This window comes from Intrasporangium sp., assembly GCF_035280925.1.
Lineage (GTDB): Bacteria > Actinomycetota > Actinomycetes > Actinomycetales > Dermatophilaceae > Intrasporangium.
In genome coordinates this window covers 16,832-27,282 of sequence record NZ_DATEEY010000025.1, presented here as the reverse complement: position 1 = coordinate 27,282, position 10,451 = coordinate 16,832, and the positions used below count along the sequence as shown (strand labels likewise).

Here is a 10,451-nt window from a genome sequence, read left to right as displayed (position 1 = left end):
CTGGCCACCGAGGCCCGGCGCAAGCCTTGGACCACGCAGCGTTCACTCGTAGACGAACTTCTGCGGTCCGGGGAAGAGCCAGGACAGGCCGTCGCCCAGCCGGTCGCGCCAGTTCTCCCAGTTGTGGCCGTCCCGGGCCTCGATGTAGCGGACCTGCATCCCGGTCTGTCGGAACACGGGCACCATCGACCGGTTCGGGGTGATGAGGGGCTCGTAGACCCCACACGACTGGTAGATCCGGTCGACGACGGCGGTCGGCCGCGACCGGTACCGGTTGACGAACTTGACCACCGGGTCGAAGGCCGGGCCCCCGCCGTGCTCGAAGCCGATGTCCGTGAAGACGAGCGACGCGGACTGGAGCAGCAGGGAGCCGAAGAACCCGGGGTAGCGGACCGCCGTGGACAGCGACGCGATTCCCCCGAAACTCGACCCCATGAGGCACCGGGCCTCGGGTGAGTCGACGAGCGGCAGCCGCTCCAGCAGGTGCGGCACGAGCTCGCGGGCGATGAAGCGTGCGTGCGGTGCGTGGTTCGGGTACTCGCGCAGCCGGTCACCCGGCGGGACGAAGACCGCCACGAGCGGGTCGACGTCGAGGCGGTGGATGAGGTTGTCGAGCACCGTCTTCATCGCCGCAAAGTTGAGGTAGTCGGTCCCGTCGTGGACGACGAGCAGGGGATATCGCAGCGCCCGGTTGAACCGGGCCGGCAGGTAGACGTGAAAGCGTTGCTCGCGCCGCAGCGCCTTGCTACGAAGGCTCTGCTCGACGAGCGTCCCGGGCCGAGCCTCCGGGTCGAACCGCACCCACTCCGGCACCTGGTAGCCGAGGCTCGCGCAGACCGAGGAGGAGCCGAGCGGGCTGTGCGCCAGCCGAGGGTTGAGCGGGTCGTTGAACTGCTCGTGCAGGTGCCCGCGTCGGATCTCGACCTGGTACTCGACTCGCGAGCCCCCGGGCAGGACCGTGGTCACCGCCCAGAGGTCGGTCTCGGGGAGCCGCTTCATCGGGAGTGGGTCGGGCAGGCCGACGACGCGGTGGCGCACCTGCGCCGCATCGGCCTCGCCGCGCCAGAGGAACGTCGCCCGCTCGCCCTCGATGATGGGGGATCCGTGCCTGGTCAGGAAACGGTCGACCGCCGTTCCGTCGAGTGGGGCGCGGTCGCGCAGCCGGTTGATGGCGAGCCGCCCGGTCATGCCGGCTCCCACGCGGCGATCGCCCCGTCAGGGTCGACGAAGCGGGCGCCCTCCGGCAGGACCGCGGGCCTGCTGGAGCTGTCTCCGACCGAGAAGCGGACGATCGTCCCGTCGTCGAGCGGGACCAGGCGGTGGCCGGGGAAACGGTTGGCGAACAGTGCCATTCGGTCCCGGTCCTCGAGGGCGAGGCGGCGCCGCGCGTGCGGTAGGGGGACGATCCCCCGCAACCGCCCCAAGCCGCGGTCGTGGACCTCCGGCGCCGTGACCCCCTGCGGCGCGAAGTCGTGGAAGAGCACGACCGGGTCGCACACCGCCATGGCACCCGCTGACCAGGCGATCACCGGCGTCTGCGGCGGGATGGCGACATCGAGCAGCCTGAGCGTCTCCATCAGGATGCCGACATGGCCCCCGGCAATGGCGACCACCGCTGCGCCCGAGACGATCTCGGCGACCTCACGACGCTGGCGCGCCAGCGCCTCGCTCGACTGGACGACCTGCGACGTCGCGGTCGTCTCGACGATCCGCGCGACCTCGTACGCGTACCAGTCGTCGACGTCACGCAGCGCCTGCACGGCAGAGCGCCGCGCGCCTGCGGCCACATCGTCCTTCGAAGGCCGGCGCATCACGGCGAAGACGGTGTCCCACGCTGCCTGGAGCCGGATGCCGTAGAACGCCCGCAGCTCGGCGTGACGGGTCCGGTGCGCGATGATGGCGACGCGGAGGTCCCGGTCGCCGGCGAGCGCCTCGACGGCCCGGCCGTAGAGACTGGCGTTGACGCCGCGGCCGTCGAGCACCGACCGCAGCTCGGCGTCCTCGGCCTCGCGCTCCTCCCACCCGGCGTTGATCATCGCAACCGTCCCCTCGCAGTCGAGGCTGCGCAGGGTCGCCTGAACCGTTGTCGTGAACCGTTGCGGCCCAAGCAGAATCGTCGTCACCAGTCGTCCAGGCAGCTCAGCCGGCGTGGACCTTGATGGTGCGGCCGACGTCATCGAGCATCGCCCGGGCGGCGTCGTAGTCCGGGTGGCGCAGCCGCACGTAGGCGTTGGCCATGTAGCCCGCCTCGACCGGCTGGGTCCCCTGCCCGACCGGTGGGAAGTGTCCGTCGATGATCCACTCGCCCAGGCGATGCTGGATGTCGTCGATCCCGTCGTAGCCGGTCACCACCCCGTCACGGTCAGGTCGGAGCGCGACGAGCCCAGCGGCATACGTCCGCTTCATCGGTTGCTCCGGGCGACGGTGGGTGATGACGTGCGCCCACTCGCGGTAGACGTCGACGTCGTTGGCGGCGGAGTAGAGGTCCCACGCGCCAACCCCCGGCGGGCGGCAGCCGATCTCCGAGAACCGGAGGCCCTTCGGGCCGTAGAACCATTCCATGTGCGTCGCCGACGTCTCGATGCCGAGAGCGTCGATGACGCGGCGACCCAGCTCGCGCACCTCGGCGTAGAACTCGTTGCCCTCGACCCGGTTCGTGGTGATGAACTGCGGCGAGATCCACCGGTGCCGCATCGCCTCGAGGACGTTGGGGTAGTAGTGGGTCACCCAGTCGTGCGCGACCCGGCCTTCAAGGGTGATCGTGTCGTAGAAGCCCTCGTGCCCCTGGACGAACTCCTCGATCGCGATGGACGTCGTGCCCTCCCCACCGAAGCGCTGCAGGGCCCCGACGAGCTCGTCGTCGCTGTCGACGCGCACCGTGCCCAGGGCGCCGGCGCCCGCGCGGGGCTTGACGATGAGCGGGTAGCCGACGCGGTCCGCGAACTGCTTCGCCTCCGCAGAGGAGTCGATCGCGGCGGACTCGGCCGTGGGCACCCCGGCAGCACGTAGCGCGTCCTTCATCGACGGCTTGTCCCGGCACAGCCACGTGGTCCGCACGCTCGTGCCGGGGATGTTCGTCGCCTCGCGCGCCTGGGCAGCGGGCATGGTGTGCGCCTCGATGGTCGCCTCGAGCGCGTCGATCCACACCTTGTCCTGGAAGAAGCGGACAGCGTCGATCAGCTGCTGGACGTTGGTCACCGAGCCGACCCGGTAGTAGCCACGCATGGCACCGCGCAGGTCGTCCCCGAGGTGCGCATCATCCGACTCCCCGATGCCGTAGACGTTCGCGCCGACCGACGCCAGGGCGTGAACGAAGCGGCGCTGGTTCGCGGGGAAGGCCGGCTCGACGAAGATGATGTTCACCCCACCGACCCTAGGGGCCGGTGGGGTGGACGTCACGGATTGCGGAGCCTGGCGTCACTGTGGCTGCTCGCCGAAGTCCTCCTCCTCGAAGACGCGGCGGACCTCCACGCTGACCTCCGGGAACAGGTCGGCGAAGCGGCGCCCCATCTCGATCGCCTCGGCCTTGTCGGCCACGTTGACGAGGGCGAAGCCGCCGATGACCTCTCGGGCCTCGGTGAACGGGCCGTCGGTGACCGAGAGACCCTTGGCGTCCTTGCGGATGATGGCGCCCTCGCTGCTCTGGTGGACGCCCTCGGCGGCGAGCAGGACGCCGGACGCCTGGACCTCGCCGATGAAGGCGTTCATCTTCTCGATGAACGCCTGGCTCGGGTTCCACGCCTCCGGAAGGCTCTCGTCCAGCTTGTGGATCATCAGGTAGCGCATGGTGAAGGTCCCTTCGACTGTGGCCGGTCGGTCCAGCCTCCACCGTCCCGTCGAGCGGCGCACGTCGGTTTCGACATCAGGTGCAGAGGCAAATGCCCGTGCCGTATGCCGCTGGGCTGGCTCGCGTGGAAGGGTGCGGGCGCCGCTTCAGCTCGCGATGAAGTCGCCCAGCAGAGTGGCGAACCGCTCGGGTTCCTCCAGATGCGGGAAGTGCCCGGCGCCCTCGAATAGCTCGACTCGGCTGCTGGGGATGGCGTTGTGGGCCGTCGTCGCGTGCCAGGCCGGGATCATCCGGTCGCGGGTGCCCCACACGACCAGGGTGCGGATGTCGGTCTTCATCGGCAGGTGGTCGTGGGCCGTCACCGTCTGCCCGCCCGGGTCGATCACCGCACGGGTGGTGGCGAGGAAGGCACGGCGGCTGTCGGCGTCACTGAGCGAGGTGAACCCGCGCCATGCCTCCCGCACGTCGGCCGCGGGTCGCCAGCCCAGTCGCCCGAGCTGGGCGCTCAGGCCTTCGAGACGGCTGCGCACCCAGCCGGAGGCGATCACCGGGATCACGAGCTCGGCCCCCGGAAGTGTCGCGGCCCGGAGGAGCGGGCTGACGGAGCGACCGAGCCCGCCGCTCGAGACCAGGACGAGCCGGTCGACCCGCTCCGGGAAGAGGTAGCAGAACTGGAGTGCGATCCCGCCACCCAGGGAGTGCCCGACCAGGGTGACGGTGTCGATGTCGAGCCGGTCCAAGAGGTCCCGCAAGGTCGCGGCGTGCGACCCGAGGGAGTAGTCGCCCATCGGCTTGTCTGACGCGCCGTGGCCGAACAGGTCCGGTACCAGTACGCGGTTGCTCGTCTCCAGACACGTGACGAGGTGGGACCAGTTCCGGTTGGTCCCGAGGAGGCCGTGGATGAAGAGGATGGCGGGGCCGGTGCCCCGGTCCACGTATGAGAGCTCGTGCCCGTGGAGCTTCGCCGTGTGGGCGCTCATCGGGTGCCTTCCTGCGTCGTCCTGGGCTCACAGCCTTCCTACCAACTGGTAACCTACGCTTCCGTAGGTTAGGGGTCAAGGTAAGTTCCAGCCATGGCCACGTTCCGGGTGTTGCTGCCCTCACCGCTCCCGGCGGACGAGGCGTGGCGGCGGGTGCTGGACCTGCGAGCCCATGACCGCCTCATCCCGTTGACCCGGGTGACGAGGGGGATGGTGCCCCCCGATGAGCTCGGTCCGGGGTCGCGATTCGTGGCGCGGACGGGGGTCGGCCTCGTCGGTTTCGATGACGCCATGGTCCTGGACGAGGTGACACCTCCCACCGGTGCGGAGCCGGGCACGGCTCGGATCCGCAAGGAGGGCAAGGTGATCCGTGGCTCGATCGAGCTCGTTGTCATGACGCGCGCGAGCGGCTCGGTCGTCGACTGGAGGCAGGAGATCCGCGTTCTCGGCGTACCCCGCGCGCTGGGATGGCTGGTCGCGGGCGCCAGCCGAGCGGCATACGGCATGGCCTTGCGCCGGTTGCTCGCGCACGACTGAGGCGCCCACCCCTGATGGGTGAGCGCCTCAGGCGGTCCGATCGATCAGGCCGCAGCGGGGGCCTCGGCGCCCGTGTAGCTTCCGGCGTCCTTGGGGTCTGGACCGTACGTGTTGGTGCCGACGTTGCCCGCCTGCGCGTAGAAGACGATCAGCACGATGAACCCGACGAGCGGCACCAGGCCGAGGAGGATCCACCAGCCGGACCGGTTCGTGTCGTGCAGGCGGCGGACCGTTACTGCGAGGGTCGGCAGAAGAACCGCCAGGAAGTACAGCGTCGTGACCGGGCCGGCATAGGCAGACCAGTCCTCCCAGCCAAAGATCCGGTCGATGAGCTGCGTGATGATGCTCGCGACCATGTTGAACAGCGTGAACATCCAGAACTCCGTGCGGCGGGCGCGACCGCTGAATCCGACATAGTTCCTCAGTACCTTCAGGTACCACTCCATTGGGGTCTTCTCCTGGTTGAAGGCGGCGCGACCTCCGCGCCGCCGGGACAGTAGCAGTCCGCGATCGCGTTGTGGGGCGAAGCGCTCGCGGGCTTGTGGATACGTAGACGACTGCGGCGCCGTGCTTGTTGTGGCGCCGCACTTACTGCGGTAGACTTGGTGGATGGCTCTGAAGAAGTCGCCCAACCCCGTTGGCTTGGCAGTCGCGGCGGCCGAGGAGGCGCTCCGGCACGTCGACCCCGACCAGCCGAGCGCCGCGTTGCCGCACCTGAGGGAGGCCCAGGACCACCTCACCCGCGCGATCGACGAGGCGATGGCGGCCGCCGTCCTCGCCGAGGGCAGCACGATCCGGACCGCCGGAGTGCTCGCCGGGCTCTCCGAGAACGCCGTGGGACCGCGCCTGGCCCGGACGACGGCCCTCTCGGCCTACGCGGCTACGGACGGCGGTCGTGTCACTGCGTCCGGCGTCGAACGGGCCCGCTACGACCTCGAGGAGGGCCGTCACCGACAGGCCGAGCCTGACACTGCACCACGACCGATGCGCTTCCGAGCCCGTCGGGACACCTGAGCCCTGCGACACGACGGGCTCGTCACCCAAGGAGGGACCATGACCAACCCCAACCTCACCCACATCGCCTTCCTGCTGGACCGCAGCGGCTCGATGCACTCGATCAAGGACGACACGGAGGGCGGCTTCGACGCCTTCATCGCCGAGCAGCGCCAGCAGGGCGGAGACTGTCGAGTCACCCTCGCGCAGTTCGACAACGAGTACGAGGAGGTCTATCGGGACCTACCGCTCGCTCAGGTCCCCGCGCTCCGTCTCGTTCCGCGCGGGTCGACTGCCCTGCTCGACTCGATCGGGCGCCTCGTGACGTCGACCGGGGAGCGTCTGGCTGGGCTGCCCGAAGACGAACGTCCCGGCATCGTCATCGTCGGCATCATGACCGATGGTCACGAGAACGCCTCCCGCGAGTGGACTCACCCGGCGGTCAAGGCGCTCATCGAGCAGCAGACGAAGACCTACGGGTGGCAGTTCCTCTACCTGGGCGCCGACCAGGACGCCATCGAGGTCGGCTCCAGCATCGGTGTGGCAGCGGCGAACTCGATGACCTACAGCCGCGGCAAGGTCGCGGCCGTCATGGCGGCGACGTCGCGCAACATTGGACGAACCCGGGCGGCCATGGCGGCCGGCGCCACGGCCGAGCAAGCTGCGAGACTCATCGCCTTCGACGACGATCAGCGCGCCGCATCCCGCGAGTAGGGCTGGCACTCGACGAGGCGCGGCCGAGGTACGTTGGTGCGCATGACCGCTGCGGCGCCCCGGATGCTGTCGGTCGCGGACGGTCCGCTCGTCGCCGCGACCTTCGGTCTCGATGCTGGGGCACGACTGACCGGGCCGGTCGCCCGTGGACAGCTCGGCCAGATCTGGCGCCTCGACGCGGATGGCACGTCGTGGGCGGTGAAGGAGTGGTTCGCGTCGCCGGACGCTGCTGCTGTCGAAGCACATCAGGGGTTCGCCGAGGCGGCCCAGGGGGCGGGCGTCTTCACGCCCCGCTCGCGCCTGTCCGTCTGGGGGACGGTCGTCGCGGATGTCCAGGGCACGGCCGTCCGGCTGCTCGAGTGGGTCGACCTCGCCCCGCGCACCAGGCTCCTCGACCCGGCCGAGGTAGGTCTGACGCTGGCGCGGCTGCACCTGGCCGGCACACCCACGTCCGAGCGAATCATCAACTGGTTCAGCACCGGGATGGGTGACCAGGCGTGGCATGAGACGCACCGTCGAATCATCGAGGCCGGTGCGCCCTTCGCCGATGCTCTCGAGACGTTGCTGCCCGACCTCATCGCGGTCGAGTCGGTCATCGAGCCGCACGAGAGGCCGCAGGTGTGCCACCGCGACCTGTGGGCCGACAACGTGCTGGCGAGCGCCGACGGGCGGGTCTGCGTCATCGACTTCGAGAACGTGGGGCCTGCCGATCCGTCACAGGAGCTGGCGATGGTGCTCTTCGAGTTCGGGGACGACGACCCGGAGCGGGCGCGGGAGCTGCACGCCGCCTACGTCGACGCGCGAGGCCCCGGCCGAGTCGGTCGGCGAGGCCACTTCACCATGCTCGTGGCCCAGCAGGCGCACATCGCGTCCTATGCCTGTGCGCGGTGGATCGGCGAGAGTGACCCGCGAGAACGCGACCGGCTCGAGGCATGGTTCCGCGAGACGCCGGAGGACCCCGTCACCCTCGCGCGAATCGACCGCATCCTCGCCGCAATCGAGTGAACACGTTCTGTGCCCGAATCCTGTTCACTCGATCGGGGTTCAGGAGATGGAGTCGGCGATGACGTCGCGCAGCACCTTCGCCTGGCTCAGCTCGAGGTCCTTGGTAGCCGTCGTGAGGATGAGGTCGGAGTCCCTTGCCCTGGCGAGGAGGTCTCCGAGGGCGCTTGCCGCCGGCTCGGACTCCAGCTCTGTCCGGTAGCGCCTCGCGAACTCCTGTGACTTCGCCGGATCGTGGCCGTACCAACGCCGTAGCTCCGTCGAGGGTGCAATGTCCTTGGCCCACAGGTCGATCCGTGCATCGTCCTTGCGCAGGCCCCGCGGCCACAGCCGGTCCACGAGCACCCGCAAACCGTCGTCGGCAGCGGGCTCGTCGTAGACACGGGCGATGCGCACGGCCATCCCTTGACCCTAGCTCTGCCCGGGCGAGAGCTGCGCACTCGACGCGATGGGTCAGACGTCGTGCCAGTCCGGGCTCAGGCGAACCACGTCGCCGACGACGATGACGGCGGGGGACTCGACCGAGCGGGCCAGCGCCAGCTCGACGATCGTCGCCAGCGTCCCGACCGTCGTGCGCTGGGTCGGTGAGAACCCCCGCTCGACGATGGCGACCGGACAGTGGGCCGGGCGGCCCTGAGCGACCAGCAGCTCGACCGTCTGGGCCAGCTGCGTCACGCCCATCAAGAGGACGAGCGTGTGGTCCCTCCCGGTGGGCAGACCCGGGATCGCCTCGTGTCCCGTGACCACGGTGAAGCCCCGTGCGACTCCACGATGGGTCACGGGGATCCCGGCGGCGGCAGGGACGGACACCGCGCTCGTGACGCCGGGCACGACCTCGACGGACAGCCCGGCCGCCTCGCAGGCCAGGCGCTCCTCGCCGCCTCGGCCGAGAACGTAGGGGTCACCGCCCTTGAGACGGACGACCCCGAGACCTCGGGATGCCTCCTCGACGAGGATCTCGTTGATGCGCCACTGCGGCACGGCATGGTGGCCCGGCGTCTTGCCGACGTCGATGACGCGCACGGAGTCGGGCAGCCGGTCGACGAGCGCCCGGGGAGCCAACCGGTCGACGACGACGACGTCTGCCGAGCGCAGCAGTTCGTGCCCCCGAGTGGTGAGCAGGCCGTCGACGCCGGGCCCGCCCCCGACGAGGGCGACCCAGCCCGCCGAGTCACGCCTCCGGGTCCGCCGCAGGTCGAGTTCGCCGCGGGCGACCGCGTCGGCCACCCCGTCGCGAAGAGAGGTCGCAAGACCAGGGTCCCCAGCGGCATACGTGCTGATGGTGACGCGGCCGTCGGGGGTGGTCACGTCCGCGCGGGCCGGGATGCTGGCCGCCGTGGCCGCGGCAGCCGTCGCGTCGACGACCCAGATCCGCTGGTCCTCGGCGTCCCGCGCCACCTGACGGTCGACGAAGGAGTCTCCCGCTGCGGTGTGGACGAGCCAGGCTCCGGACAGGTCTGCGGCGCCGGCGTACTCGCGAGCGTGCCATTCCACCCTGCCACCGAGGACGAGCTCCATGAGGTCCTCGCAGACCCACGGAGAGACGACGCGCACGACCGCGCCCTCGTCGGTGAGGGCGCGGATACGTCGGGCGGACACGGGCCCGCCGCCGACGGCTACGACGAGTCGGCCGGAAAGGTCGAGGACGAGAGGAAATGCGGACTTCATGGCTGCTCCACGGTCAGGAGGGGCGAATGCGGTCAGGTGTGCAGACCGCACTCGGTCTTGGTGAAGCCGGCCCATCGTCCGGCGCGTGGGTCCTCGCCGGGCTCGACCCGGCGCGTGCACGGCTCGCAGCCGATGGAGAGGAAACCGTCCGCCAGCAGCGAGTTCACCTCGACGTCGTGGTCGACCGCATACCCCTGCAGCTCGTCGAAGGTCCAGGCGGCGAGCGGGTTGATCTTGACCAGGCCGTTCTTCTCGTCCCACGTGACGAGCGGCGTGTCGGTCCGGGTCGATGCCTCGTCCCGGCGCACGCCGGTGACCCACGCCTCGAAGAGCGGCAGCGTCCGAGCCAGGGGCGCCACCTTCCGCAGCTGGCAGCACAGGGCGGGATCGCGCTCGTACAGCCGGGGGCCATACTGCGCGTCCTGTTCGGCAACGGTCTGCTCCGGGCTGACGTTGACGAGGGTGATCGGCAGGGTCTGGGCGACGATGTCGCGCGTCACCAGGGTGTCGGAGAAGTGGTAGCCGGTGTCCAGGAAGAGGACGTCGACACCGGGCGCGAACCGCGACACCACGTGCGGAAGCACCGCGTCCGCCATCGAGCAGGCGACCGCGAGCGACCCGGTGAAGTGCTCCGCGGCCCAGGCGGCGACCTCGTCCGCGGTGGGCTCGTCCTCTTGATCGGCGACGAGACGCGCCTCCAGCCGGGCGTTGAACTCCTCGACGAGAGCCTTGAGCGCCTGGTCCGACCGGCGCCGCCGCGGCATGACCGG

13 protein-coding genes are annotated in these 10,451 nt (G+C 70.1%); 4 read left to right on the top strand and 9 right to left on the bottom strand.

Translation table 11 applies throughout. The features are described 5' to 3' along the window. Positions 1–42: 42 nt before the first annotated feature. From VJN29_RS02660 to VJN29_RS02640, 5 genes are all read right to left on the bottom strand, one after another. Positions 43–1,188: an alpha/beta hydrolase-fold protein gene (locus VJN29_RS02660; protein ID WP_324142010.1), complete on the bottom strand. Its 1,146-nt coding sequence runs from the start codon at positions 1,186–1,188 to the stop codon at positions 43–45. After that, positions 1,185–2,123, bottom strand: coding sequence for a hypothetical protein (locus tag VJN29_RS02655; protein WP_324142008.1), 939 nt, complete (start codon positions 2,121–2,123; stop codon positions 1,185–1,187). The genes VJN29_RS02660 and VJN29_RS02655 overlap by 4 nt, the downstream gene beginning before the upstream one ends. A 16-nt stretch (positions 2,124–2,139) precedes the next feature. Then, positions 2,140–3,363 carry an ATP-grasp domain-containing protein gene (locus VJN29_RS02650; RefSeq protein ID WP_324142006.1) on the bottom strand — a complete coding sequence of 408 codons (1,224 nt, stop codon included), beginning with the start codon at positions 3,361–3,363 and terminating at the stop codon, positions 2,140–2,142. A gap of 54 nt (positions 3,364–3,417) precedes the next feature. After that, entirely contained in the window at positions 3,418–3,786 is a 369-nt protein-coding gene (locus tag VJN29_RS02645) for a YciI family protein (protein WP_324142004.1), read from the bottom strand. A gap of 147 nt (positions 3,787–3,933) precedes the next feature. Beyond that, positions 3,934–4,767, bottom strand: coding sequence for an alpha/beta fold hydrolase (locus VJN29_RS02640; protein WP_324142002.1), 834 nt, complete (start codon positions 4,765–4,767; stop codon positions 3,934–3,936). A gap of 93 nt (positions 4,768–4,860) precedes the next feature. On the opposite strand from VJN29_RS02640, the gene VJN29_RS02635 reads away from it, so the two are divergent. Further along, positions 4,861–5,304, top strand: coding sequence for a hypothetical protein (locus VJN29_RS02635; RefSeq protein ID WP_324141999.1), 444 nt, complete (start codon positions 4,861–4,863; stop codon positions 5,302–5,304). Positions 5,305–5,348: 44 nt separating this feature from the next. On the opposite strand, the gene VJN29_RS02630 is transcribed toward VJN29_RS02635, so the two are convergent. Further along, complete coding sequence (locus tag VJN29_RS02630) at positions 5,349–5,750, bottom strand: DUF805 domain-containing protein (RefSeq protein WP_324141997.1); 402 nt, start codon at positions 5,748–5,750, stop codon at positions 5,349–5,351. A gap of 163 nt (positions 5,751–5,913) precedes the next feature. On the opposite strand from VJN29_RS02630, the gene VJN29_RS02625 reads away from it, so the two are divergent. The 3 genes from VJN29_RS02625 to VJN29_RS02615 are packed head-to-tail and all read left to right on the top strand — an operon-like array spanning position 5,914 to position 8,016. Further along, on the top strand, positions 5,914–6,318 hold the full coding sequence (locus tag VJN29_RS02625; RefSeq protein ID WP_324141994.1) for a hypothetical protein: 405 nt from the start codon (positions 5,914–5,916) through the stop codon (positions 6,316–6,318). A 39-nt stretch (positions 6,319–6,357) separates the two neighbouring features. Further along, positions 6,358–7,011, top strand: a complete 654-nt coding sequence (locus tag VJN29_RS02620) for a vWA domain-containing protein (protein WP_324141992.1) — start codon at positions 6,358–6,360, stop codon at positions 7,009–7,011. Between the two features lie 42 nt (positions 7,012–7,053). Continuing rightward, entirely contained in the window at positions 7,054–8,016 is a 963-nt protein-coding gene (locus VJN29_RS02615; protein ID WP_324141990.1) for an aminoglycoside phosphotransferase family protein, read from the top strand. A gap of 39 nt (positions 8,017–8,055) precedes the next feature. On the opposite strand, the gene VJN29_RS02610 is transcribed toward VJN29_RS02615, so the two are convergent. The 3 genes from VJN29_RS02610 to VJN29_RS02600 are packed head-to-tail and all read right to left on the bottom strand — an operon-like array spanning position 8,056 to position 10,445. Beyond that, the gene (locus VJN29_RS02610; protein ID WP_324141988.1) at positions 8,056–8,415 is read right to left on the bottom strand and encodes a DUF488 domain-containing protein; all 360 of its coding nucleotides are present in this window, start codon (positions 8,413–8,415) and stop codon (positions 8,056–8,058) included. Between the two features lie 51 nt (positions 8,416–8,466). Further along, on the bottom strand, positions 8,467–9,681 hold the full coding sequence (gene cobA, locus VJN29_RS02605; protein ID WP_324141986.1) for a uroporphyrinogen-III C-methyltransferase: 1,215 nt from the start codon (positions 9,679–9,681) through the stop codon (positions 8,467–8,469). Positions 9,682–9,713: 32 nt separating this feature from the next. After that, positions 9,714–10,445: a phosphoadenylyl-sulfate reductase gene (locus tag VJN29_RS02600; RefSeq protein ID WP_414654315.1), complete on the bottom strand. Its 732-nt coding sequence runs from the start codon at positions 10,443–10,445 to the stop codon at positions 9,714–9,716. Between the last annotated feature and the right edge of the window lie 6 nt (positions 10,446–10,451).

Coding starts and splice junctions, on each gene's coding strand:
- VJN29_RS02660 (WP_324142010.1), bottom strand. CDS start 1,188: ATGACCGGGCGGCTCGCCATCAACCGGCTGCGCGACCGCGCCCCACTC.
- VJN29_RS02645 (WP_324142004.1), bottom strand. CDS start 3,786: ATGCGCTACCTGATGATCCACAAGCTGGACGAGAGCCTTCCGGAGGCG.
- VJN29_RS02640 (WP_324142002.1), bottom strand. CDS start 4,767: ATGAGCGCCCACACGGCGAAGCTCCACGGGCACGAGCTCTCATACGTG.
- VJN29_RS02635 (WP_324141999.1), top strand. CDS start 4,861: ATGGCCACGTTCCGGGTGTTGCTGCCCTCACCGCTCCCGGCGGACGAG.
- VJN29_RS02630 (WP_324141997.1), bottom strand. CDS start 5,750: ATGGAGTGGTACCTGAAGGTACTGAGGAACTATGTCGGATTCAGCGGT.
- VJN29_RS02625 (WP_324141994.1), top strand. CDS start 5,914: ATGGCTCTGAAGAAGTCGCCCAACCCCGTTGGCTTGGCAGTCGCGGCG.
- VJN29_RS02620 (WP_324141992.1), top strand. CDS start 6,358: ATGACCAACCCCAACCTCACCCACATCGCCTTCCTGCTGGACCGCAGC.
- VJN29_RS02615 (WP_324141990.1), top strand. CDS start 7,054: ATGACCGCTGCGGCGCCCCGGATGCTGTCGGTCGCGGACGGTCCGCTC.
- VJN29_RS02610 (WP_324141988.1), bottom strand. CDS start 8,415: ATGGCCGTGCGCATCGCCCGTGTCTACGACGAGCCCGCTGCCGACGAC.
- cobA (WP_324141986.1), bottom strand. CDS start 9,681: ATGAAGTCCGCATTTCCTCTCGTCCTCGACCTTTCCGGCCGACTCGTC.
- VJN29_RS02600 (WP_414654315.1), bottom strand. CDS start 10,445: ATGCCGCGGCGGCGCCGGTCGGACCAGGCGCTCAAGGCTCTCGTCGAG.